The sequence below is a fragment of the Clostridium sp. AM29-11AC genome, assembly GCF_003480545.1.
Classification (GTDB): Bacteria; Bacillota; Clostridia; order Lachnospirales; family Lachnospiraceae; genus Otoolea; species Otoolea saccharolyticum_A.
In genome coordinates this window covers 1-24,492 of the sequence record NZ_QUJI01000022.1, presented here as the reverse complement: position 1 = coordinate 24,492, position 24,492 = coordinate 1, and the positions used below count along the sequence as shown (strand labels likewise).

Genomic DNA, 24,492 nt, shown 5'->3' with positions numbered 1-24,492 from the left:
GGCAGAAGGGGAGGGCCTGGGGCAGAAGAGCCTGGAGGTCAGCCCTGACCGGTGCAGGAGAAGGTATAGCCGATCCCCCAGACAGTTTTGATAAACCGCGGATTTTTCGGACTGTCCTCAATCTTGTTTCTCAGGTGGCTGATGTAGACCATAATTACGTTGTCATCCACTGCGGTATTGTTCCAGACAAGCTCATAGAGCTGCTCCTTTGAGAACACCTGGCCCGGGTGGGACAAAAAAAGGCGCATCAGCACATGCTCCCTGGAGGAGAGGGAGATGGGAATCCCGTTCTTTGAAAATTCCATGGTAAGGGTGTTGTAGAGAAAGGGCCCTGCTGTGAGAAGCTCCCCTGCCTCTTCCCGTCCGGCCTGGCTTCTGCGCACCAGCGCCTTGATCTTGGCGCCCAGAATGACGGGGTTAAAGGGCTTGGACACGTAGTCATCGGCTCCGATGTCCAGCCCGTAGAGGGTGTCAAAGTCACCGCTCCTTCCGCTGAGAACCATGATGGGAGTAGTGTTTCCGGACTCTCTGAGCTTCTTAATGGCATGAAAGCCGTCGTCATTCCCGTTCATCATAATGTCCAGGAGAATCAGGGCAAACTCCCCGCTCTGGGCTGCGCGGACAGCCTCCAGTCCGTCGCTGGCCGTCTGAGCCTTAAAGCCGCTCCCCTCCACAACGCGCATGAGAAGCCGGCGGACAGCCGGATCATCGTCAGCAATCAGTATCTTTTCTTCAGCCATAGGTCCTCCTCCCTTTCTGGTCCGTCTCTTTAATTTCTTCATGAGCAGAAACTGCTCTGTCCAGAATACCACAAAACGAGGAAAACTGCAAAACTTTCAAATCTTAACATTTTTTAAGACTTTTTCAGGGGATGTTAAGAACCGGGCAGTATACTGAAGGCAGAATAACCGTTCTGCTGTACCAGAAGACAGGAAGCCCCAGGGCCTGGCAGGAAAGCAGAGGGAAGAAAGGGAGAAAGAGATATGTATTTAGCTTTTCTGGGCTTTGCCATGATCGTAGTATTTATGGGATTAATTATGGCAAAAAAATTAAGCCCGTTTACGTCACTGATTATCATTCCTGTGCTTTTCGGTCTGCTGGCAGGCTACGGCTGGGATACGCTGGAATATGCCATGGCCGGAATTAAGGATGTGGCCGGCACCTTTTCCATGATGACCTTTGCCATCCTGTATTTTGGAATCATGCTCACGGCGGGAATGTTTGACCCTATGGTGGACAAGGTAGTTTCCTGGTGCAAGGGAGACCCGCTGAAGGTTTTGGTGGGAACGGCCGTACTGGCTGCCTTCGTGTCACTGGACGGGGACGGCACCACCACGGTCATGATCTGCTGTACTGCCATGATCCCGATCTATGAGCGCCTGAAAATTAAAAAAATCTATCTGGCGACTCTGATTATCCTTCAGAACTGTATTATGAACCTGATTCCCTGGGGCGGCCCAACGGCCCGCGTTATGTCGGTGATGCATCTGGATGCTGGAGAAATCCTGGCTCCTCTGGTACCTGGTATGGTTCTCTCGGCGATTTACGTCATCGGAGTGTCCTATTATCTGGGACTGAAGGAGAGAAAACGCCTGGGCGTGTCAAAGGATGTGGAGAATCACGCGGTTAAGGTACAGCTTTCAGAGGAGGAGAAAGCATGGAAGAGGCCAGGGCTTATCTGGTTTAACCTGATCCTCACAGCGGCTATCATTGTAGCCCTGATTATGGGACTGGCTTCCTCTGCCATCCTGTTCGGAGTGGGAACAGCGGTTGCCCTCCTCGTCAACTATCCCAATCAGAAGATTCAGAGAAATGTCATCAGCTCCATTGCTCCGGATATGATCAACGTGGTCATGATGGTCCTCGGTGCCGGTGTGCTGATGGGTATTTTAAACGGTCCGGAAAATGCGGGTATGTCAAATGCCATTGCCGAATTCCTGGTTGCCGTGATTCCGGAATCTCTGGCAAAGTACTTTGCAGTCGTGATTGCCGTTGTCAGTGCTCCGGGTACCTATCTGCTTAACAATGACGCCTTCTACTATGGCGTGCTGCCGCCTCTGGCTGCCACAGCCAAGGCCTATGGCTTTACGGATCTGAATGTGGGCTTTGCAGCTCTGATGGGACAGGCCTTCCATTTCCTCAGCCCGTTAGTTCCGTTTATCTACCTGCTGATGGATAAGACAGAGATTACACTGGCACAGTACCAGGGATATATCTTTAAGTGGTGTATCGGAATTTTTGTCATCTTTATGGCTGCAGGGCTTGCGACAGGTTATCTGCCGATTCTGTAAAGAACAGGATTTCCGGGTTTCAGAGGCTGCTTCAGGCAGAAAATAAAACGGCAGTACTATTTGACAGAAAAAGGGGCATTCTGTAAAATAGACGGAAGAAAATGCAGAAAGGCCCTGCAGAATGTCTGCGGCCAGCCGCCGGCTGCCGCAGGCAGGAAGCGGACGGAGTGCGCAGCGGTATGAAAATTCATTTTTTTAGGGAACGCCCCCGGGGAGGGGGAATCGGCGCTGCCGCAGCGGTTGTATTTGCTGCGGCAGTGCTTTTGTTTATTCTGGTAGGAAATATGATAGTCGAGAACCAGAAAACCATGATTGAAACCCAGAGCGGGCAGCTGCGCTCTATCTCAGAGAGCGTGGCGGCCAATATTGAGGTGTTTGTGGAGGAGACGAAAGACGATCTGGCAGTGGAAACAGGGCTGGAACAGTTTCGCACAGCGGAGGCTGCTTTTGCAGAGCAGAATCAGAAGCCCATGGAAGAGACCCTGGAGGAATTTCTCAGGGAGAGGGAGGGAACGGTCACGGGCCTTGTCTACGAACAGGGAAACCTCAGCATTTCACACTGGACACAGGAAGAGAGGGTTCTTACGCTGGTCAGCTTTATGACGGAGCAGACGGCAGATACCGCTATTTCCATCTGGCAGGATGAGGAGGAAAACTGTTACCTGAAACTTCAGAGAACTACAGAAGCCGGAGGCAGGCTTTCCTGTATTCTGAGCTTTAACGATATCTATGAGAAAACAGCAGCCTATATTAAAATGGGAAAAAACGGGTATGTGATGGTCAAGTCCTCAGACGGCCTGATTCTGATGCACCAGGTAGAGGAGCAGATCGGGCAGTATGTCCTGGAAGGGCGCCGCAGGATGTACCCGGGGCTGGATTTTTCTGAGCTGGAAACGCTGATTGAGCATCAGGAGTCGGGAAAAGGAGGGGTGGAGATCTACAATTCCTACTGGTGGATAGAGGAACCGCCCCGGCCGGTCAGAAAGGTATCTGCCTATGAGCCGGTTGAGATCGGAGACGACTTTCTGATCGTCAGCGCTGTGATCGACTATGCGGAAATCACAGAACCCTTGCAGGCGGCTACTATAAAGATAGCTGCAGCAGCCGTCTGCCTGGCGGTATTTTTCGGTCTGTTTCTTCTCCTGATCTGGAAGCTGTTCAGCAGGCAGAAATCGGTGGAGCAGGAGAACTGTCGGCTGAGAGAGGTGAATGAGCGGCTTGAGGAGCTCAGAAGGAGAGAGGAGGCTATGGCTCATCAGCAGAGGCTTCAGCTTGTGGGAACTATGGCGGGCGGAATCGCCCATGAGTTCAACAACCTGCTGACTCCCATTATGGGCTACTCGGCGATGATGCTGTCAGAGATGGATGAAAGAGACCGCTATTACGCAGATATTCAGGAAATTTTGAGCTCAGCGGAAAAGGCGAAGGAGATTATCAGCCAGATCTCAGCCTTCAGCGGAAAAAATTCCGAGCAGTCCTTTCAGGAAATTCCTGTAAGTCAGGTGGCGGCCAGGGCCATGCTGGTGGCAGAGTCAGGAAAGCCAAAGCAGGTGGAAATTGTCATGGAGCTTGTATTTGAGCCGTTTTGGATGTGGGGGAATGAAACCCAGATTCATCAGATTGTGCTTAACCTGTGCACCAATGCCTTTCACGCCATGGGGGAAGCGGGAGGCCGTCTGACGGTAAAGGGGAGAGTACGGAAGGGAAGAGAGTTTGCCAAAAACAGGTTTTTTGAGGGGAAGGAGGAACAGGACTTTTATGAGCTGTCCTTCTCTGATACCGGGTGCGGTATGACAGAGGATGTCAGAAAACAGATCTTTGATCCATTTTTCACAACCCGCAGGGCTGGAGAAGGGACGGGACTGGGGCTGTTTCTGGTGTACCGGATGGTGGAATCCCACAGGGGGCTGATCATGGTGGAGAGCGAGCCGGGAAAGGGGACGGTGTTCTGTCTGTATTTTCCGGTATACTGCCGCAGCGCGGATTCGGCTTCGCTTCGGTAGGGCGGCCGGCGTTCCGGCCTGTCCTACTTCCTGAAAGGTCCGGCTTTTTCCGGCAGGCTGATGCAAGAAACGAAAAGTTTGAGAACTCTGGCTGCTTAAAAAATTCAAAAAAATACGTCCTGTTAAAGTGTTTTATCTCTGACAGGACGTATTTTTTTGCAGGTGTTTCCAACTGACTGCATTGCAGCCGCCGTATTGATGCTAATGTGTAAGTCAGGACGGATTACAGCTTTTGCACCCTCTGTATCCGGGATTTTCCTTCAGGCACTGATCGAAGGACTCTCCACTCCATTCAGCTTTATTTTTATCACTCATATCAGACACACTCCTGCAGTCCGGCATGTGAATGAGCTTGGAACTGGTGTTAAGAATATACGTATGAAGTCCGTTTCCATCCACAGTCCCGGAAGGCTCTGAACCGGCGGAGGGACCAAAGCCGGAAACAGAACTGTCTTCTGAACTGCCTCCCGCCGGTCTGGCCGGTTTGTCATCCGGATCCCCCGGCGTGTAGTCGCTGCAGGGACTGACAGACCAGGTCAGTGAGGAGCCGTCTGTGGAGACTGTGATGGTTCCCTGCTTGTCCGTGCGGAAGATCTCGATGCCCATGGCCTCGAATTTTTCCATGGTTTCCACATGGGGATGGCCGTAGGAATTTCCGGCTCCGCAGCTGATGACAGCATATTCTGGCACTGCTCTCTGAAGAAAGTCCCAGCTTCCGGAGCTGGCGCTTCCGTGATGGCCGGCAGCGTAAACCGTGCTTTCCAGGGGAAGACCCGTCTTAATCATTTCAGCCTCACTCTCAGATTCCGCGTCCCCGGTAATGAGAAAGCTCACGTCGCCTGCCGTAAGACGGATGGCAACCGAGTAGTCGTTGGCGCTGCTGTAGCTTCTGCTCTGGGGGGCCAGAACGGTGAAGGACGCATTTCCCAGCTGGTAAGTGTCCCCGGGCTTTGGATGGATGAGAGGAATGTCCTTCTCGCGGATCACAGACTGGAAGGACTGAAATACCCTTGTATCTGTCTCATAGTCTGGCGCAAGGACTTTCTCTGTTTCATATACATTCAGCGCGCCGACCACTCCGTTCAGGTGATCGGCGTCGTAGTGGGACGCGATCACATAGTCCAGGGTTTCCACGCCCTGCTCCTGAAGATAGGATACGACGAGAGAGGAAGCGTTCCTGTCTCCTCCGTCGTAGAGCATGAAATGGCCGTCAGACTGGATCAGCACAGACAATCCCTGCCCAACGTCGATGAAATGCACTGTGGTATCAGCAGATAATACCTGGCCTTCAGCTGTGCTGCTCTGTGAGGAAGCCGCGGAATTCTCCTCAGTGCTGCCTGTCACATTCAATGAGCCTTCTTCATTGGCCTGCCCGGATAATCCGCTGCCGGAGCATCCTGTTAAAAGAAGAGCGGCAGAGAGCAGACAGGCAACAGCCAGCCGGACAGAATGTCTGACTCTGTTGAATCGGTTCATATGTCATTACCTCCTTTGCCTGTCCATTTTACCTCATACAGGCAGAGTGCGCAACAGAAAAAAGAACATAAGTTCGCAAGTCCGGAAAACGGGCCTTTTGTTATTTTGTTCCCACAATTGTGACAATCACGCGGTTTGGGAGGCAGACAATAGACTGGCCTGTTTCAGAGATGGCACCCTGACGGACGCAGAGTTTGTCAGGGCAGGAGGCCTCAGTCAGGAATGCCTTTCCATCCTCTATTATAAGATGGTTCGTCTGGCCGTTTCCGCTTTCAATGACAATGTCATCATTCCGGTTTAAGTCTAACGTCATGATTTCTGTTCCGTCTACACTGACTGAGACCATAACTGCCGGCCGGCCGGCGAAGAATTCTCTGCCGGCAAAGAGGAGGGCAGCAGCGGCGAGGAGGACGGCGAGAAGAAGAAGGTCCCGCTTTTTCTGTCCGGACTTATGTTCAGGGGCGCTGTCAGCGCGTCTCGTCTGGCTCATATGCATTCTCCTTATCACTTAATTCAGAGGCTTCCCATGGATATCATAGATGGACAGCTCTCTGGCGCCTTCGGAAAAGTGGAGCTCGTAGTCATCCGTGATGAAGATTCCGCAGGCGTCATCCGTAGAATCGAGAAGTTCTATTCCTTTTTCCAGTCCCAGGGAAAAGCAGGTGGTGCTTAAAGCATCACCGTCCACAGACTCCGGACAGATGATGACGACGGAGATCAGACCGTTGTCATAGGGATAGCCGGTCTTTGGGTTTAGGAGGTGGTGGTAATTCTTTCCGTCTGCAACAAAATGGCGTTCGTATACTCCGGAGGATACCACGGACATGTCGTCGATATCCACATATCCCACCACATCGCTGTATTCCGCAAAAGGCTTCTGGATGCCGATGCGGAAGGGAGTGCCGTCCGGCTGTGTTCCGATGCACAGTACATTTCCACCCAGATTGATGATCGCGCTCTCCACACCGCGGCTGACAAGAAAATCCTTCAGTCTGTCCGCGATGAATCCCTTGGCTATAGAACCCAGATCCAGGGTGGTATCAGGGGAGAGGAAGGTCAGTTTATTGCCGTCGAGAGAAAGATTTTCATATCCCACCCGGCTCACAGCCTCGTCGATGGAGGACTGAGGGGGAATCACGGCCTGTCCGCCTGTAAAGTCCCAGAGAGAACTTAAGGGCTCGATGGTCAGGTCATAGGCTCCGTCGGATACCTGGCTGTAGTAGAGGCCCTCCCTCAGAAGGGCAGCCGTATCATCGCTCAGGGTGAAGGTGGTTTCATCGGGGCTTCTGTGGTTCAGCTTATAGATCTCGCTGTCCGCGATAGTCTTGCTGAATCGGTTTTCGTATTCCCGGCACAGGGCCATGCACTGTGTCAGAAGCTCTTCGTCATCTGTGTCATAGAGAGTGACGGTGACAAAGGTATTTAAAAGAAAGTCAGAGCGGGAAATGGGCTCCTGCGGTACGGTCTTCTGATCAAGAAAAAAGCAGGCGGCCAAAACTGCTGCACCGGCCAGCACGCCGGCGGCTTGGGTCAGTCGTTTTTGATTCATTTCAGTATTTCCTCTTGTACTTTGTTTATTGACAGATATAATAGAAAGGAGTGCTTTAGGCGCTGCGCTTTTAGGGCCCGCAGACCGGCACTGAACTTTCGCTTACCATACTAGCAAAGGCAGAGAGGCATGTCAAGAAGGCGGCCGGGAAAGGACGGCAGGAGAATGGACAGCTATGGGACAGAGAAAAAAGTGAAAAAACGCAGGATGAGAGAGAAAGCTGAGAAAAATAAAACACAGACAGAAGCAGACATAGTCAGAGGCAGGCGGAAGCAAAAACAGAGCACAGACAGAAGAGACAGAAGACATAGAAATAAGAGAAATGGAAATAGGAGAAATGGAAATAAAGGAAACAAAAACTAGGAAAGCAGAGAGAAAAAGAAGGGGAAATGCATTCCAGGCCGCGTTCTGCGGGATGATGATCGCCCTGGCCTTTCTCCTGAGCTATGTGGAAACGCTGATTCCCATAAACCTGGGCATTCCGGGCGTGAAGCTGGGACTTGCCAACCTTGTCACGATCGTGGGCCTCTACACAGTAGGCCTGGGGGAACTGGTATTTATCTCACTGGTCAGGATTATTCTGGTAGGATTTACCTTTGGAAACGGCTTTTCCATGGTTTACGGGATGGCAGGGTGGACCCTCAGCCTTCTCCTGATGCTTTTATTTAAAAGGACAGGATGGTTCGGACAGACAGGGGTGAGTGTCATAGGAGGTGTGGGACACAATGTGGGGCAGCTTGCGGTTGCCGCCCTGGTTGTACAGAACACGGCAGTATTCTATTACCTGCCGTTTCTTCTGGCTGCGGGAAGCATCGCCGGGGCAGTGATCGGGCTTCTCGGAGGGATGGTGGCAGAGCGGATTCACGGTTTTAGGGGAAGGCTGTGAGGAAGAAACAGAGGAAAAAACTGGTTGGCAAACCGTCCGGGATGAAGTACAATGGAAGGCAGGAGTGAGGAATGCTCCTTCGAGTGTATCAGAAGGTTCAGATGCCTTCTAGGGAGCAGCTTCATGGAGAAATCATTCTTTTATGGTTATTTATGGTTATAGTTATAAGAAACAATAAGGAGAGTACGGGTATGATTTATGAAGCAATCAAAAAACTGGTGAAATACGGTCTTGATACGGGGCTTATCACGGAGTATGACAAAATCTATGCCACAAACCAGATCCTTGAGGTGATGGGGCTTGATGAGTATGAGGAGCCGGCAGAGGAACCGGGAGATATTGATCTGGAGGCCGTGTTGAAGGAGCTTCTCGACTATGCCCACGAAACAGGCGTTCTCGCTGAGGACAGCATTGTTTACCGCGATTTGTTTGACACGAAACTGATGAACTGCCTGATGCCGCGTCCAAGCGAGGTGGTGGCGAAGTTCTGGGATATATACAACCACAAATCTCCAAAGGATGCCACAGAGTATTACTATAAGCTGAGCCAGGATTCCGACTATATCCGCAGATACAGGATTGCCAGGGATATGAAATGGACGACGGATACGAAGTACGGCACCCTGGATATTACCGTAAACCTTTCAAAGCCGGAGAAGGATCCGAAGGCCATCGCAGCCGCGAAGCTGATGAAGCAGAGCGGTTATCCGAAATGCCAGCTCTGCATGGAGAATGAGGGCTATGCAGGAAGGGCCAACCACCCTGCCAGAAACAATCACAGAATCATCCCGATCACGGTCAACGGAAGCCCCTGGGGATTCCAGTACTCTCCATATGTCTATTACAATGAGCACTGCATCGTGTTCAACGGAAAGCACACCCCGATGAAAATCGACAGAGCTGCTTTTGCGAAGCTGTTTGACTTCGTTAAGATGTTCCCCCACTATTTCCTGGGATCCAATGCGGATCTGCCGATTGTGGGCGGTTCTATTCTGACGCACGATCACTTCCAGGGCGGAAATTATACCTTCGCCATGGCAAAGGCGCCTATCGAGAAATATTTTACTGTCCCGGGCTTTGAGGATGTGGAGGCCGGAATTGTGAAATGGCCCATGTCCGTGATCCGGACCAGGGCAAAGGATCCGGAGCGCCTGATTGAGCTGGGGGATAAGGTGCTTGGATGCTGGAGAGAATATACGGATGAGGCTGCCTTCATCTTTGCAGAGACAGACGGAGAGCCTCACAATACGATCACTCCCATTGCCAGAAAGAACGGAGAGATGTATGAGCTGGATCTGGTGCTCAGAAACAACATTACCACGGAGGAGTTCCCTATGGGCGTTTACCATCCGCACCAGGAGCTTCACCATATCAAGAAAGAGAACATCGGTCTGATTGAGGTTATGGGACTGGCAGTTCTTCCGTCCCGCCTGAAGGGAGAGCTGGCAAAACTGGCTGAGTACATTGTGTCCGGCAGGGATATCCGTTCCGATGAGGAGATCGAAAAGCATGCAGACTGGGTGGAAGGCTTCCTTCCGAAATATCCGTCTGTGACGGCAGAAAATGTAGATGAGATTCTGAAAAAAGAGGTTGGGCTTGTATTTGAGAAGGTTCTCGAGGATGCAGGCGTGTACAAGTTCACTCCTGAGGGGAGAGAGGCATTTGCCCGCTTCCTGCACGCGGCAGGTTTCCAGGAGAAATAAGCAGGGGACAGAAAATACAGGAACAGGCTGCTTTTCAGCTCCGGAGCTTTTGTGAGAGAAAAGGAGAAAAAGGACAGATAACATGCTTATTAAGGAAGAGTTTCTGAAAAAGTACAACATTGCTGAAAATGAGTTCCGCTCGGCGAATATCAGCTTCAGGGAACTGGAACGGATTTATAATCATTACTGTTCCCTGGAGCCGAAACTGCGTTCCATCAGCCGGGATTTCCTTGACGAGTATCTCTATGACACGGAGAGAGCGGGAATCCACTCCTACCGTTACCGGCTGAAAGAGCCGGGCCACCTGATTGAAAAGATCATCAGAAAGAGAAATGACAGCCTGGACAGCTACCGGGAAATTGACAGCACCAACTATTATAAGTACATTACAGACTTAATCGGAATCCGCGTGTTTTTCCTGTACCGGGAGGACTGGAGAGGATTCCATGAATACATTACAGGCAGGTTTGAGAATAATCCCGAACACTACGTGGAAGATCGGCTCAGGGATTTTGACGAGGATCCAGGTCACTGGTATATTGCGGAGCGCCCCAAAAGCTATCGGAGGATTGGGGACACGAAAATATATGATAAAAATCTGATTGACATTAAGTCGGACGGAATCTACCGGTCGATCCACTACATTGTCAAATATAAGGGATACTATGTGGAGCTGCAGGCCAGAACTTTGTTTGAGGAGGGATGGAGCGAGGTAGATCACGACATCGTGTACCCGTATTTCCAGAACGATGTGATGCTGAAGGACTTTTCCACCCTCTTAAACAGACTGTCCGGCATGGCTGATGAGATGAGCTCCTACTTCAGACGGCTGAAAGAGGCAAAGGAGCGCTATCAGATGGAGGAGGACAGGCATTCCCTGTAAGTCGGAAGGATATCATATGAACGAAAAAGAGATACAAAGGCGCATTTTCAGAATCACCGTGCTTACAGTGGCAGTGAGCCTGATTCTCATTGTCTGTGCAGGCGTCGTAATCACATCAATGCTCCGGGCGGAGAAAAACTCATATGAAGCGCAGATGAAGGCCTTTATCAATGAGTACAAGATAAATATGGAGCGCCAGATGGATTCTGACATTGAATCTCTGGAAACGCTGGCCGGCTTTATCTCCAACAGCCGTCTGCTGGAGCTCGAAAACCTGGCGGACGGAATTGACGGGGCAGGGACGGCAGCGCTGTTTCTGCGGCTGGGCTACTGTGAGAAGGGAAGCGACAAGATACGCATCAGCATGACCAGGGAGCTGGGAAGGGATCTGCCGATCTCTGAGCGGGCGCCGGAACTGCAGGAGGTGATTGAGAAGGGATGGAACGGAGAAAACGCCACCTCTCAGGTGTATATGGATGTGACCCTGAAAACGCCGGTTATTGCTTACAGCGTTCCCGTCTACGATGAATCGGGTATTCCGAAGGGATGCCTGCTGGGAGTAAGGGCTCTGGATGTGTTTCTGGATATTCTGAACGAGACAACGCTGTCGCAGATTAGCCTGGATGTGGCCTGGCTGGATGCAGACGGGAATTTCGTCGGGCATACGGAGGAGGAAGAGGGGCGTCATATGAGCGCGTCCATTTTCAGCCAGGAAGGGATTTCAGAGAAGGACAGAAGCCTTCTGAGGGAGAACATGGCCATGGGCAGGGACTGCACGATTTCCTACCAATATGGCGGCAGTACCTACGGCCTTTACCTGGAACCGTTAGACAGAAACGACTGGTATCTGCTCTGCATTGACGACAGCGATAAAGTGAAAAGCCCCGTCTATTTTATGCTTCTGGCTGTTGCAGCCACCTTCCTGATTATTCTGGTTCTGAGCATTGCTTCCATATGGTATGGTTCCAGGATTCTGAGGAAGAATAACCGGGAGCTGATAAGAACCGCATACTACGACAGCCTGACAGGACTGTTTAATATGAAACGGTTCGAACAGGAGGCTTCCGAGCTTCTGGAACAGGATGGCTGCAGGAGCGTTGCAGCTCTGAATATACGCCATTTCCGCTACATTAACGAGATATTCGGAAAGAAACAGGCGGATCAGGTGCTCTGCGAGCTGGCTCTTATCATCAGGGAAAATATAAGAGAAGATGAGCGCTTCTGCCGTTACAACAGCGATCAGTTCTGCATGCTTCTCCACACCGTGGAGGAAGAGGAGATCCGGAGACGGATTGGGGACATCATGAAGAGCTGCGAGAGAATCTCCAGAAGATTTAACAGAAACTATCCCATTCAGATTTACGCGGGAGCAGCAGTCAATCAGGTGACCAGACCGGATGAACTGATCGACAGGGCAGAATTTGCGCTGAAGCAGGCCAGACAGGGAGTGGAGCGGGATATTGTATTTTACGATGAAAAGCTCCACAAAGCAGAGGAGCTGGTGCGCCTGATCGAGAGCAGCAAAAATGAGGCCCTGGAAAAAGAAGAGTTCCGCCTGTTCCTCCAGCCTAAGAGAGACCTCGCTTCAGGGGAGATTGCCTCTGCAGAGGCCCTGGTGCGGTGGATTCGTGAGGACGGTTCGGTGATCTTTCCAGATCAGTTTATTCCTCTTTTTGAGCTGAACGGCTTCTGCGCCCAGCTGGACCTCTACATGGTTGCCCAGGTATGCAGAAAGCTGAGGCAGTGGGAGGATGAGGGCAGAAGGCCAATCAGCGTTTCTGTCAATCAGTCCAAGCTGCTGTTTTATCAGTCTGACTATGTGGAGCGTCTGTGCCAGATCACGGAGCACTACAACATTCCGCGCAGCAGGATCACGCTGGAGATACTGGAAGGGCTGGCGGCGGAGAGCATCGGAGAGCTGAATAAGACAATTATGCTCTTAAAAAATCTGGGATTTAAGATCTCTCTGGACGATTTTGGAAGCGGCTATTCTTCCCTGAACCTGCTGACGAGAATCGGCATTGATGAAGTCAAGCTGGACCGCGGTTTCCTGGAGCAGGAGGTCTTCAGAGAGAGTGAGAGCCAGGCGGTTCTCATGAAGCATATTGTGAATCTGGCGAGAGACCTTTCCATCACTACGGTTGTGGAGGGAGTGGAGACTGCAGAGAATGAAGCCTTTATCCGCTCCATCGGCGTGGACTATGGACAGGGCTACTATTACAGCCGACCGATTCCAAGTGATGAATTTGCAGAGAAGTATCTGCAGTAAGAGTATATACAAAGCCAAAAGCGGCGCATTCCAGGCGGTTTATCCGTCGTCTGGAATGCGCCGCTTTTGGCGCGCTATGTGGGATATGAAATTCTCAGAAGTGTTTCATTTTCCAGCTTTCCGGGAAACTGGAAGATGAAACTGTCATTACAGATCCAGCTTTAAATCTCCTTCACGAATCCATCCGATTCTGCGGAAGATCTCTCCGAAGGCAAGTGTCAGGACTGCCGGGAGCAGAAAGCATACAAGGGCGATTCCAAGCCACATGTTTGCTCCGCCCTCAGGCATAGCTGTGTAGATGCCGATAGGTCCTACCAGTCCGCAGGTTCCCATGCCGGATCCGGCCGCGATATTTTCCAGCTTGAAGACCATGGTGGATATAGGCCCTGCCACCATGGAAGCCAGGGTGGGAGCCAGCCAGATTTTTGGGTTCCTCACGATATTCGGCATCTGCAGCATGGAGGTTCCAAGCCCCTGAGCCAGAAGGCCGCCAAAGCCGTTCTCCCTGTAGCTCAGTACGGCAAAGCCGATCATCTGTGCGCAGCAGCCGGCTGTAGCTGCTCCTCCCGCCAGCCCGTCAAGGCTCAGCATGATGCAGATGGCCGCGCTGCTGATAGGAAGCGTCAGGGCGATGCCTATAAGAGCGGAAACTACAATTCCCATGAAGAATGGCTGCATGACAGTGGCTGTCTTTACGAGATCTCCGAAGGCTGTCATGAAGGCGGAAACGCCTGGTCCGATAAACTGGGCGGTAAGAACTCCGAAAATGATCGTGACCCCGGGGGTTACCAGGATGTCAACCCTCGTTTCCTTTGAAACGGCCTTTCCAAGCTCGGCTGCAATGATGGTGGCTACCAGTGCGCCTACAGGTCCGCCCAGCTCGTTTCCGGCAATGCCGACTGTGGCGGCAGAGAAGATGACAAGCTGGGGAGCCTTCAGAGCATAGGCGATGGAAACGCCCAGGGCGGCTCCGGTGGCCCCCTTTGCATAGACGGCAATGGTGTTGAAGATTTCAAGGCCTGTTTTTTCTCCCAGGGTACCGAAGATGGTGCCGATCAGCAGGGAGGCGAAAAGACCGAAAGCCATGGCGCCCAGCGCGTCAATCAGGTAGGTCTGGACGGAGATATTGATCTGCTTGCGTTTGAGAAAGTCTTTTACAGTCTGACTGTTCATTGGTGTAAATCCTCCTGTGAAAATCTTGAACTGTCTTACAATCACACTGCATGGACGAAAAGGAAGGCAGCAGACGGGGCCTGGCTTCGAGCATGCTTTCAGCGGCAGAGTAAACAGCACAGCATTGTTAAAAATCTGTCGAGTAAAACAGTTACCGTATTCTACCACAGATTGACAGGAATGCAAGAAAAATTCGAAAAAATGTGAAAAATTTGTCAATATCATTTGTGGAAATTTTATCAATCCTGTGCTATACTTACAGAAATCTTACAGCTGAATGTCAGGCAGCAGTTCAGCGCCCTGCCAGGCAGGCCTTGACCAAAGGCTCTGAACAGATGCCTGTCTCAGTGAAAGAGCAAAAAGAGAAAAAAAGAAAACTCGGCCTCCTCGGAGGACCAGGGGAAACGGAGGTATTCAGGTATGAAGATCAGAGATATACTAGCACAGGGGAAGCCGACTCTTTCGTTTGAAGTGTTTCCCCCAAAGGCAGAAGACAAATATGATTCTGTGGAAGAGGCAGCCATCAGGATTGCCAGGCTGAAGCCTGCTTTTATGAGTGTGACCTATGGGGCGGGAGGAGGTACAAGCAAATATACAGTGGATATTGCCTCCAGTATCAAAAATCAGGGAGTGAATGCCCTGGCTCATCTGACCTGCGTCTCGTCCACGAAAGAGGAGGTGCGCCGTGTTCTGGGAGAGCTGAAGACCCGCGGGATCGAAAATGTCCTGGCGCTCAGGGGCGACATTCCCGAGGGAGGCCCTCTGGCTCACGACTACAGGTATGCGTCTGAGCTGATCCGTGAGATCCGCAGCTTTGACGGGGATTTCTGCATCGGCGCCGCCTGCTACCCTGAGGGACATGTGGAATCTGCCAACAAGACAGAGGATATTGAGCATCTGAGGGAAAAGGTGGAGGCCGGCTGCGACTTTGTGACCACCCAGATGTTTTTTGACAACAACATTCTGTACAACTACCTCTACCGCATCCGGGAGAGGGGAATTACAGTTCCTGTGGTAGCCGGAATCATGCCTGTCACCAATGCCAGGCAGATCGACCGCATCTGCAGGATGTCCGGAACCTATCTTCCGGCCAGATTTAAGGCCATTGTCGACCGGTTCGGAGACAATCCGGCTGCGATGAAGCAGGCTGGAATTGCCTACGCTACCGAGCAGATCATTGACCTGATTGCAAATCATGTAAACGGCATCCATGTCTACTCCATGAATAAGCCGGATGTGGCGGAGCAGATCAAGAACAGTCTTTCAGAGATTTTGTAGGATTAAACTATTTATAAGTATCCTTCAGAAGTCATCAGGTATCACCAGGCGTAGCCTCCTTTCAGCAGAACCGGGGCGCATGATGAAGGGAAGCAGAAGGCAGGAAAGTACAGCCGGAAGAGCGGGCTGCCAGCCCGGGGACGGAAAGCAGGACAGCCTGCAAAGCAGAAAGCGGGGAAAAATGGAAAAGGACACAGAAAAGCAGTCGGAAAAAAGAAAAAAAGAACGGGAACTGGAGAACAGGACGCTGGAAGCACAGATTGCAGGATCCACAAACCGCAGGGAAATCTTCCGCTACCTGGGCTACAGAGGAAAACGCCCTGAAAGGAGGGAGGAGGAGCTTGTGGAGAGCTGTATCGAAGAGCTTTCCGGCTTCCTGTCTCCCCGCTTTTACGGCCGGGAATACCCTTTTTCCGTCAGTCAGGACGGCTCCCTCGATTTCACCTGCTTTCAGGCCAGAAGCGAGAGTCTGAGAAAAAATCTGGAAGGATGTCGGCAGGTATTTCTGTTTGGAGCCACACTGGGGGCAGGAGTGGATCTGCTCCTTCGCCGCTACAGCGCCATAGAGATGAGCCGGGCAGTTGTGATGCAGGCTGCGGCAGCTGCCATGATCGAGGCCTACTGCAACCTGGAAAACAGGCGCCTGGCAGAGGAGTACGGGAGGAGGGGGCTGTATCTGTGTCCCCGCTTCAGCCCCGGCTATGGTGATTTCTCTCTGGAATATCAGCGATCCTTTGCGTCAGCCCTGGAGCTTGAAAAGCGGGCGGGAATCACACTGACTGACAGCCTCCTTATGGTGCCGTCGAAATCGGTGACAGCCGTTATCGGGATTGGCAGTGAGGCCTGCTCACAGGCGGGCACAGCAGGAGGACGCAGCTGTGAAGCCTGCCAGAAGGAGGACTGCATGTACCGGGAGAGGAAAGAGGGTTCAAAAGGCCAGGTTTCCAGGTCCGCAGCCGGACGGGCAGGCACAGGGAACAGACAGAGAAAACAGATTTAAATAATAAAAGTTGCTAAGACAGGAGTGCGGGAAGATATGAGCATAGCAGAGAGACAGACAGGGAAAAAGAGCAGACTCCTTCATGAGCTGGCGGAGAGGATTCTGTTTTTTGACGGAGGGACAGGGAGCCTTTTGCAGGCGGCCGGGCTGAAGCCGGGAGAGCTTCCTGAAACCTGGAATATCCGCCGTCCAGAGGTGATCGTAAAGCTGCACAGAGATTACCTTGATGCAGGCTGCGATATCATCAATACCAATACCTTCGGGGCCAACCGGCTGAAGTTCAATGAGAATACGGAATTTGGCCTGAAGGAAATCATAGAGGCGGCCGTCAGGAATGCGAGGGAGGCAGTGAATCTGGCAGGCCACGGATACATTGCCCTCGATCTGGGGCCCACAGGCAGGCTTTTAAAGCCCATGGGAGACCTGGATTTTGAGACAGCGGTGGAGATTTACCGGGAGGCTGCCGGGATTGGGATCCGCGCAGGGGTGGATTTAGTTCTCATCGAGACAATGAGTGACAGCTATGAGCTGAAGGCCGCTGTTCTCGGCGTCAAGGAGGCTCTGGCAGGGGACGGAATCTCAGGGGAGCAGGCGGATCTGCCTGTTTTTGCCACAACGATCTTTGATGAAAAGGGCAAGCTCCTGACAGGCGGCACGCCCCGCACGGTGATTGCTCTTCTGGAGGGGCTGGGCGTGGATGCAGTGGGCATTAACTGCGGCCTGGGACCGGTGCAGATGAAGGAATTTGTCAGGGAGTTTGCGAAATATGCGTCAGTGCCGATTATTGTAAATCCCAATGCAGGTCTGCCCAGAAGCGTGGAGGGCAGGACTGTATACGATATAGACGAGGATCAGTTTGCCAAAACCATGGCTGAGATTGTGGATATGGGAGCATCCGTTGTAGGCGGCTGCTGCGGAACGACGCCGGAATATATCAGAAAGCTCTGCCTGGCATGCAGGGAAAAGAAGCAGAAGCTCCCGTCCAAAAAGGCAGAAACCGTTGTCACCTCCTACTCCCAGCTGGTGGAGATCGCATCGGATCCGGTAATCATCGGGGAGCGCATCAACCCCACCGGAAAGCCGAAGTTTAAGCAGGCCCTGCGGGATCACGACATGGAATACATTCTCAGGGAGGGACTGGCACAGCAGGATAGCGGCGCGCAGGTGCTGGATGTCAATGTGGGCCTTCCAGAGATTGACGAGCCGTCCATGATGGAGGAGGCGGTGAGAGAGCTTCAGAGCATTCTCGACCTTCCGCTGCAAATCGATACCTCGAACATTGAGGCCATGGAGAGAGCCATGAGGATTTACAATGGAAAGCCTCTCGTCAACTCCGTAAACGGAAAGGCAGAGAGTATGGATGCCATCTTTCCCCTGGTAAAAAAATACGGAGGAGTTGTGGTGGCCCTGACTCTGGATGAGGAGGGAATCCCCGACACAGCTGACGGCAGAATCAGGGTAGCTGAAAAAATATACAGGAGAGCCGCCCAGTACGGAATTGACAAAAAGGATATTCTGATCGATACACTCTGCATGACGATCAGCTCAGACAGCCAGGGAGCGCTGACCACGCTGGAGGCGGTAAGGCGCATAAGGGATGAACTTCACGGGAAAACCATTCTCGGGGTATCCAATGTCTCTTTCGGCCTTCCCCAGAGAGAGAGCATCAATGCCGCTTTCTTCACAATGGCCATGATGAATGGTCTGAGCGCGGCCATCATCAATCCCAATTCCGATGCCATGATGCGCTCCTGGCGCAGCTTTCGTGCCCTGGCCGCTCTGGATGAAAACTGTGGGGATTATATCAGCGCATATGGGGGACAGACAAAACAGCAGCCCTCGGACACTGTCTTTGGCAAAGGAGAAGCAGTATCGGAGAAAGCGCCGGAAGAGGTACAGGAAATCCATGAGAGCCATAAGAGTCAGGTGCAGCTCTGGGAGAGCGTGGTGCGCGGACTGAAAGAGCAGGCTGCCAGAGCAGCAGCAGCTGCTCTCAAGGAGGCTTCCCCTCTTGAGGTGATCAATGCCTGCATGATCCCGGCTCTGGACTGTGTGGGAAAGGGCTTTGAGCAGGGAACGGTGTTTCTTCCCCAGCTCCTCATGAGCGCGGAGGCTGCCAAGGCTGCCTTTGAAGTGCTCAAGGCTGCCATGGCAGGTTCAGGGAACAGCCAGGAAAAAAAGGGAGTGATTATCCTTGCAACCGTCAGGGGTGATATTCACGATATAGGGAAAAATATTGTGAAGGTGCTTCTGGAAAACTACAGCTATGAGGTGGTGGATCTGGGAAAGGATGTGCCGCCTGAGCGGATTGCAGAGGAGACGGTGAAGCGCAGAGCACCTCTTGTGGGACTCAGCGCCCTGATGACCACCACGGTGCCCAGCATGGAGGAGACGATCCGGCTTCTCAGGAAGGAAGCAGGCTGGGCAAAGATCATGGTGGGAGGCGCAGTTCTGACTCCTGAATATGCCGATTCCATCGGGGCTGACGCCTACTGTAAAGATGCCATGGCATCTGTAAATTATGCCCAGAAGGTCATTGGATAGCGCATGAAAGCGTACTTGACACAGAATGAAAATTGTAATAAAATTCTCATATATCAGACGAGGAGTCATGGCACTCTAAGGAAATGAAACAGTAGAGGAGACGAGCGTATGTTATCTAAAAAATTAACGGTTGTGAACCCATCTGGTCTTCACTTAAGACCAGCTGGAGTGTTATCCCAGGCAGCTATGAAATTCAAATGCGACGTAATCATCGAGTGCGGTGAGAAGAGGATTGTCGCAAAGAGCGTGCTGAATGTAATGGCAGCAGGAATCAAGTGCGGAACAGAGATTAACCTGATCTGTGACGGCGAGGACGAGGAGGCAGCTATGGAGGCTCTCTCCGCAGCGATCGAGAGCGGACTCGGCGAGAATTAATAGAATATGCGTGAGAAGAGAGAGTGTTGCTGGCAGCAACGCTCTCTTTTTGCCAGTGCCGACTTTTATCCAGCGGCGGAAGCATGAGAGGCTGCGCGGCTGTGCAGGTCCGAACCGGTACATCCTTTTGATTCGGAACGTACATTCAGGCCGTATGATTCAGGCCGCGTACTTCCAACTGTGTGTTTCGAAGGGAGAGCCGTGATACCAGGAAGATGATGGAAGCAGGAAAGGAGCGGGATGTCGTGAAATATGAGGTTTATGAACACAAGACACAGTATTATGAAACGGATCAGATGGGGATTATTCACCATTCCAATTACATCCGCTGGTTCGAGGAGGCCAGAGTCCACATGATGGAGCAGATGGGCATGGGATATGACATGATGGAGGCGGAGGGAATTATCAGCCCCGTTGTTTCCATCCACTGTGAATACAAGAGCATGACGCGCTTCGGTGAAACCGTGCGGATCATCACGAATCTGAAGGAGTACAATGGAATCAGAATGACCATAGAGTACACGGTGCTGGACTGCGAGACAGGTCAGGTGCGCTGCGTGGGAGAAAGCCGTCACTGCTTTTTGACCAGAGACGGGAAACCCGTTTCCCTGAAGCGCAATTACATTGAGATGGACAGGGCGTTCAGGGAGATGAAGAATGAGTCAGAAGAAGACTGACGAAACGGCAGAGACAGCCTTCAAAGCCCCGATTGACCGGGACGCAGATAAAAAGTATTGAAAAGTTATGCTGATATGGTATAATAGCGAGAAAAGCGCATGCCATGCTTGCATGAGCATGCATTTGGCGATCAGTCCCATCGAGACGTCAGTAGAGATGGTATACTGTGGTTACAGAAAAATAAGAACGCAGAGTAGGGGAGCAGGCGTTAAGTGCCGGATGGACAGGGAGTTGCCGTCCGGACGAAGAAGGAAACCTTCGCGGTCTGTTCCCCGCATCCCGCTGCATCCGTGGAAGGAAGTATCTCCCTGGTGCGGTTCGAGATTCTGCACGAAGGAGGTATTTTTTATGAAAAAACTCGCAGAATTGTATGCCCAGTCCTGGAAGGAAATGAGACATCTGAGGACGATGACCACGTCGGCCATGTTTATGGCCATCTCCGTTGTGCTGGGCTATTTTACCATTGAGGCAGGGCCTTACCTGAAAATAGGCCTTGGAAGTGTGGCAAATCAGTTTGTCTACTACCTCTTTGGTCCTGTGACAGGCATGTTCTATGCGGGAATCCTGGACATTCTGAAGTTTGCAGCCAAGCCGACGGGAGCCTTTTTCCCTGGCTTTACCCTGATCGCCATGCTGGGCGCCATGATTTACGGAACGGTTCTCTACCGCAGACCCATTACCTTTGGCCGCGTCCTCTTTGCCAAGCTTCTGGTGGCTCTTATCTGCAACGTACTCTTAAACACCTGGTGCCTCAGCTTTATGTACGGCAAGGGAATGGCAGTTCTGATCGGGCCGAGGCTGTTGAAAAATCTGATCATGTGGCCCGTTGACTCCGTTATTTTCTTCGTGATTGTAAAGAAGCTGGAGGATCTGGGCTTTGTAAAAACGATCAGAAACTTTGGGACGGCCAGAAGGATACAGCAGTGATCACAGAGAAGACATGGCTACGGTGCCCGGCCCCTGTTTAAACGGCGGGAAGCAGTTCAATCAATGGGTGAAATAAGAAAGCAGAAGAAGGAAAAACACTGACAGAGAAGGGGGAAGAGTAAAGCTCTTCCTCTTTTTTGCGGAATAAAACTGCAGACGGGACAGAGAGGAGAAGACGCTGCCTTTTGGAATAAGAACGGAGATGCACGAAAAAAAGAACGGGACAAACCGGTGGGAATGTGATACGATAGAAGCTGTCAAAAAGCCCAAAAGGGCAGAAAAAACGATTGGGAAGGGAGAACCCTTCTGACCATAAAAAAGAACGTGCCGGCTTTTAAAGACGCCGGAGACGGAAAGGAGAAATTATTATGAGTGAAGGGTGCAATCATGACTGCAAAAGCTGCAGTGCTGACTGCCAGAGCCGCCAGCCATCCAGCTTTTTAGAGCCGTTAAACCCACAGAGTACAGTAAAGAAGGTAATCGGCGTAGTGAGCGGAAAGGGAGGCGTGGGAAAGTCCCTTGTGACCTCACTGATGGCCTGCAAGATGCGGGCAAGAAACAACAGAGTCGGGATTCTGGATGCGGACATTACCGGACCGTCCATCCCGAAGGCCTTCGGTGTTCATGAGATGGTGAGGGTGACCGCTGACGAGCTGATGGTTCCCTGCGAGAGCCAGACGGGCATCCAGATGCTGTCCGCCAACCTGATCCTGGAGAATGAGACGGATCCTGTGATTTGGAGAGGCCCCATTGTGGCAGGCGTGATCAAACAGTTCTGGAAGGAGGCGCTGTGGAAGAATATCGACTATATGTTTGTGGATATGCCTCCGGGAACAGGGGATGTGCCGCTGACCGTCTTTCAGTCAATTCCCCTTGACGGAATCATCATTGTAACCTCTCCTCAGGATCTGGTTTCCATGATTGTGGCAAAGGCCGTCAACATGGCGAAGAAGATGAACGTGCCGATTATCGGTCTGGTGGAAAATATGAGCTATCTTGTCTGTCCTGACTGCGGAAAGAAGATTTCCGTGTTTGGAGAGAGCAGAATCGAGGAGGTAGCCAGTGAGTATCAGATTCCGGTGCTCGCCCAGCTGCCGATCGATCCGAAGATCGCAGACAGTGTGGATCAGGGTGTGGTAGAGTATGTGGAATCTCCATGGCTCGATCATGCAGCAGATGTGATTGAGAAGCTGTAAGCTGCAAATGGTTTGGCAGCCGTAAATTCTGCGTGAAAGAATAAAGAAAAATGCGGCTTCCGGCCGGACGGAACGGGAAGGTTCCATGTCTGTGCAGGGAGTCCGCATTTTTTCTTTTCCGTACTGCATTGAACATCTGGCAGAATATCAATAGAGCAAAGGCTCTCCCGGCCGGTGCAGTGCTATCTGCCGTTTTCAGTTTCGCGCAGGAAGCGCTCCACATAAGCATTCTGAAGCTTTTTGAAAAGGTCAGAGGCCTTTCCGCCCACCGGCTGTCCCTCCAGCTCGCATGCGCGCAGCACCAGCTTGGTGGAGCTGGAAACGATGATCTCGTCAGCCTCCAGAAGCTCCTTCATGGTGAATGGAGTCTCGTCCACCGGAATGCCCAGGCGCCTGCACTCCTGAATCAGATGCATTCTGGAAATGCCGGGAAGGATGTAGTGGTCGGTAGGATGGGTGATGAAAACGCCGTCCTTTAAAATGGAGACATTGCTGTGGGCGCACTCGGTTACAATGTCGCCGCGGTGGAACACACATTCATCGCAGCCTGCCTCGCGGGCCTTCTCGGCGGCCATAACATTGGGAAGCAGGTTGAGTGTCTTGATATTGCAGTGGAGGAAACGTGTATCCTCTGTAGACACCAGCTTCAGAACATGATCCGGATCCGCCTTCTTTCCGGGCTTCATGGTAATCCAGAGATTTGGTTTTACGGAGGCGTCGGGGAATACATGATTTCTGATGGCAGTGCCTCTGGTGAGCTGCCAGTAGACCAGAATCTCAGAATCATCCATCTTGCCGAGCATGGAATAGAGAATGTCGGTCAGCTCCTCTCTCGTGTAGGGAACTGTCATCTTGATCAGTGCGGCGCTGTTGTAGAATCGGTTTAAGTGATCCTCAAGGGCAAAGATTTTCCCATTTCTGGCCAGGGTCGCTTCATAGACGCCGTCGCCGAAGTATCCGGCGCGGTCGTTCATAGGTACGGTCATCTCTTCCAGAGGGCCGAAGGCACCGTTGTAGTAACCTAAGTTTTTCATAATAAACCTCCAATCCGATGTAAAATATCTACTGCTAAGCATACCATTAAAGGGATAGTTTGTAAACCGCTCAGCGCGAGGGAACCCGGCTAAAATGAAAAAATACAGAACCTGTGCCGGAGAGCATATGGGAACTGCGGCAGACGGTGCCCGCCGGATAGGAAAGAAACGAACTTCAGGGAAAATTAATGAAAGTTTCATTGTCTCCGAACGGTTTTTCGGCTATAATAGACAGAGATAATGCGGAAAACACCGGCAATCCGGCTGTGCCGCAGCAGACAGAATGACAAACCAGAGGTGTGTGATATGAGTTTTAACCAGAATCCGAACAGTGAGCTGAGCCAGTCAGTTGTGATTGGTCCAAGTGAGGTGGAGGTTCCGGAAAGCCTGATCGGCGAGGCCATTGAATTTCGAAATGAAATGATGAAATACTCCTGTGCAATCCGTGAACTGAAGACAAAGCTGGAGGTACTCAACGACGAGCTGTCAGTCAGGAACCAGAGAAACCCCATAGAGATGATTAAGTCCAGAGTCAAAAGGCCGGAGAGCATTTTCGGGAAGCTCAGACGCAGAGGACTGCCTCTGACTGTGGAGTCCATGACGCAAAATCTTGATGACATTGCAGGAGTCCGCGTGATCTGTTCTTTTATTGACGATATTTACGATGTGAGCCGTATGCTGGCGAGACAGGATGATGTGAGAGTGGTTGCCATTAAGGATTACATCAGAAGCCCCAAGGTAAACGGATACAGGAGCTACCACATGATTGTGGAGGTTCCGGTTTTCTTTTCAAACTGTAAGCAGTATATCAGGGCAGAGGTTCAGATTCGCACGATAGCCATGGATTTCTGGGCCAGCCTTGACCACCAGCTCAAGTATAAAAAAGAGATGACCGAGGAGGAGGCGGCAGAGATCGGGGAAGATCTGAGAAAGTGTGCGGAAGTCATTGCCGGGACAGACTGGAAGATGCTGGAGATTCGGAGAAAAATTGAGGACCGGGAGCAGATGAAGGAGTTCGATATCAACAAAGGCAGGGAAAAGGCGGTGTAGAGCCGGCCGGTTTGAATATTTCACAAATAAGAAAGAACTGTTTTCGGGACAGATGCCAGAGATGGCTCTGTCCCATTTTTGGTGTGCCCGGCGGGCACACGTTCTAACGGGTGAAAGTCCCCGACCCGCCCGGCAGTGGGAAGGGTGCAGCCAATGGCAAAGGCGTCATCGCGAGGT

The 24,492-nt window shown here is 51.7% G+C and carries 21 protein-coding genes and 1 riboswitch; of the genes, 15 read left to right on the top strand and 6 right to left on the bottom strand.

What is annotated here, in order from left to right; genetic code table 11:
• Nucleotides 1-38: 38 nt before the first annotated feature.
• A complete protein-coding gene (locus DW757_RS14030; RefSeq protein WP_118752042.1) occupies nucleotides 39-740 on the bottom strand; it encodes a response regulator transcription factor in 702 nt (233 codons plus the stop codon).
• Nucleotides 741-983: 243 nt separating this feature from the next.
• Here DW757_RS14030 and DW757_RS14025 point away from each other — a divergent pair, with 243 nt between their 5' ends.
• Together DW757_RS14025 and DW757_RS14020 are read left to right on the top strand one after the other, a co-directional pair.
• Nucleotides 984-2,291, top strand: coding sequence for a citrate:proton symporter (locus DW757_RS14025; RefSeq protein WP_118752025.1), 1,308 nt, complete (start codon nucleotides 984-986; stop codon nucleotides 2,289-2,291).
• A gap of 179 nt (nucleotides 2,292-2,470) precedes the next feature.
• Nucleotides 2,471-4,294, top strand: coding sequence for an ATP-binding protein (locus tag DW757_RS14020; protein WP_243033713.1), 1,824 nt, complete (start codon nucleotides 2,471-2,473; stop codon nucleotides 4,292-4,294).
• A gap of 213 nt (nucleotides 4,295-4,507) precedes the next feature.
• Here the strand turns inward: DW757_RS14020 and DW757_RS14015 are convergent, their stop codons facing one another.
• The 3 genes from DW757_RS14015 to DW757_RS14005 all read right to left on the bottom strand — a co-directional run bounded on the left by DW757_RS14015 (nucleotide 4,508) and on the right by DW757_RS14005 (nucleotide 7,319).
• A complete protein-coding gene (locus tag DW757_RS14015; RefSeq protein WP_118752023.1) occupies nucleotides 4,508-5,770 on the bottom strand; it encodes a ComEC/Rec2 family competence protein in 1,263 nt (420 codons plus the stop codon).
• Nucleotides 5,771-5,870: 100 nt separating this feature from the next.
• Nucleotides 5,871-6,260: a NusG domain II-containing protein gene (locus DW757_RS14010; protein ID WP_015573804.1), complete on the bottom strand. Its 390-nt coding sequence runs from the start codon at nucleotides 6,258-6,260 to the stop codon at nucleotides 5,871-5,873.
• Between the two features lie 18 nt (nucleotides 6,261-6,278).
• Nucleotides 6,279-7,319 carry an FAD:protein FMN transferase gene (locus DW757_RS14005; protein ID WP_008395097.1) on the bottom strand — a complete coding sequence of 347 codons (1,041 nt, stop codon included), beginning with the start codon at nucleotides 7,317-7,319 and terminating at the stop codon, nucleotides 6,279-6,281.
• A gap of 165 nt (nucleotides 7,320-7,484) precedes the next feature.
• Here DW757_RS14005 and DW757_RS14000 point away from each other — a divergent pair, with 165 nt between their 5' ends.
• From DW757_RS14000 to DW757_RS13980, 5 genes are all read left to right on the top strand, one after another.
• Nucleotides 7,485-7,682 (top strand): hypothetical protein, encoded by a 198-nt coding sequence (locus DW757_RS14000; RefSeq protein WP_243033712.1) that lies wholly within the window; start codon nucleotides 7,485-7,487, stop codon nucleotides 7,680-7,682.
• Nucleotides 7,657-8,205, top strand: coding sequence for a Gx transporter family protein (locus tag DW757_RS13995; protein WP_118752020.1), 549 nt, complete (start codon nucleotides 7,657-7,659; stop codon nucleotides 8,203-8,205). The genes DW757_RS14000 and DW757_RS13995 overlap by 26 nt, the downstream gene beginning before the upstream one ends.
• Before the next feature lie 191 nt (nucleotides 8,206-8,396).
• Nucleotides 8,397-9,908: a UDP-glucose--hexose-1-phosphate uridylyltransferase gene (gene galT, locus DW757_RS13990; RefSeq protein ID WP_118752019.1), complete on the top strand. Its 1,512-nt coding sequence runs from the start codon at nucleotides 8,397-8,399 to the stop codon at nucleotides 9,906-9,908.
• An 82-nt stretch (nucleotides 9,909-9,990) separates the two neighbouring features.
• Nucleotides 9,991-10,791: a GTP pyrophosphokinase gene (locus DW757_RS13985; RefSeq protein ID WP_008395101.1), complete on the top strand. Its 801-nt coding sequence runs from the start codon at nucleotides 9,991-9,993 to the stop codon at nucleotides 10,789-10,791.
• Between the two features lie 16 nt (nucleotides 10,792-10,807).
• The gene (locus tag DW757_RS13980; RefSeq protein ID WP_118752018.1) at nucleotides 10,808-13,060 is read left to right on the top strand and encodes a GGDEF and EAL domain-containing protein; all 2,253 of its coding nucleotides are present in this window, start codon (nucleotides 10,808-10,810) and stop codon (nucleotides 13,058-13,060) included.
• A 147-nt stretch (nucleotides 13,061-13,207) separates the two neighbouring features.
• Here the strand turns inward: DW757_RS13980 and DW757_RS13975 are convergent, their stop codons facing one another.
• On the bottom strand, nucleotides 13,208-14,233 hold the full coding sequence (locus DW757_RS13975; protein WP_118752017.1) for a PTS sugar transporter subunit IIC: 1,026 nt from the start codon (nucleotides 14,231-14,233) through the stop codon (nucleotides 13,208-13,210).
• A 420-nt stretch (nucleotides 14,234-14,653) separates the two neighbouring features.
• On the opposite strand from DW757_RS13975, the gene metF reads away from it, so the two are divergent.
• The 7 genes from metF to DW757_RS13940 all read left to right on the top strand — a co-directional run bounded on the left by metF (nucleotide 14,654) and on the right by DW757_RS13940 (nucleotide 22,231).
• Nucleotides 14,654-15,511: a methylenetetrahydrofolate reductase [NAD(P)H] gene (gene metF / locus DW757_RS13970; RefSeq protein WP_021965414.1), complete on the top strand. Its 858-nt coding sequence runs from the start codon at nucleotides 14,654-14,656 to the stop codon at nucleotides 15,509-15,511.
• A gap of 181 nt (nucleotides 15,512-15,692) precedes the next feature.
• Nucleotides 15,693-16,511: a vitamin B12 dependent-methionine synthase activation domain-containing protein gene (locus tag DW757_RS13965; protein ID WP_243033711.1), complete on the top strand. Its 819-nt coding sequence runs from the start codon at nucleotides 15,693-15,695 to the stop codon at nucleotides 16,509-16,511.
• A gap of 36 nt (nucleotides 16,512-16,547) precedes the next feature.
• Nucleotides 16,548-19,055 carry a homocysteine S-methyltransferase family protein gene (locus DW757_RS13960; RefSeq protein ID WP_118752015.1) on the top strand — a complete coding sequence of 836 codons (2,508 nt, stop codon included), beginning with the start codon at nucleotides 16,548-16,550 and terminating at the stop codon, nucleotides 19,053-19,055.
• 108 nt (nucleotides 19,056-19,163) lie between these two features.
• The gene (locus tag DW757_RS13955; RefSeq protein WP_008395108.1) at nucleotides 19,164-19,430 is read left to right on the top strand and encodes an HPr family phosphocarrier protein; all 267 of its coding nucleotides are present in this window, start codon (nucleotides 19,164-19,166) and stop codon (nucleotides 19,428-19,430) included.
• 215 nt (nucleotides 19,431-19,645) lie between these two features.
• Nucleotides 19,646-20,107, top strand: a complete 462-nt coding sequence (locus DW757_RS13950; protein ID WP_015573811.1) for an acyl-CoA thioesterase — start codon at nucleotides 19,646-19,648, stop codon at nucleotides 20,105-20,107.
• A 188-nt stretch (nucleotides 20,108-20,295) separates the two neighbouring features.
• Nucleotides 20,296-20,395, top strand: a riboswitch (THF riboswitch).
• A 61-nt stretch (nucleotides 20,396-20,456) separates the two neighbouring features.
• Nucleotides 20,457-21,035: a folate family ECF transporter S component gene (locus DW757_RS13945; RefSeq protein ID WP_118752014.1), complete on the top strand. Its 579-nt coding sequence runs from the start codon at nucleotides 20,457-20,459 to the stop codon at nucleotides 21,033-21,035.
• A gap of 368 nt (nucleotides 21,036-21,403) precedes the next feature.
• On the top strand, nucleotides 21,404-22,231 hold the full coding sequence (locus DW757_RS13940) for an Mrp/NBP35 family ATP-binding protein (protein ID WP_118752013.1): 828 nt from the start codon (nucleotides 21,404-21,406) through the stop codon (nucleotides 22,229-22,231).
• Between the two features lie 182 nt (nucleotides 22,232-22,413).
• On the opposite strand, the gene DW757_RS13935 is transcribed toward DW757_RS13940, so the two are convergent.
• Nucleotides 22,414-23,265: a D-amino acid aminotransferase gene (locus DW757_RS13935; RefSeq protein WP_118752012.1), complete on the bottom strand. Its 852-nt coding sequence runs from the start codon at nucleotides 23,263-23,265 to the stop codon at nucleotides 22,414-22,416.
• A gap of 306 nt (nucleotides 23,266-23,571) precedes the next feature.
• On the opposite strand from DW757_RS13935, the gene DW757_RS13930 reads away from it, so the two are divergent.
• Nucleotides 23,572-24,315 carry a GTP pyrophosphokinase family protein gene (locus DW757_RS13930; protein ID WP_008395116.1) on the top strand — a complete coding sequence of 248 codons (744 nt, stop codon included), beginning with the start codon at nucleotides 23,572-23,574 and terminating at the stop codon, nucleotides 24,313-24,315.
• The last annotated feature ends 177 nt before the right edge of the window (nucleotides 24,316-24,492 follow it).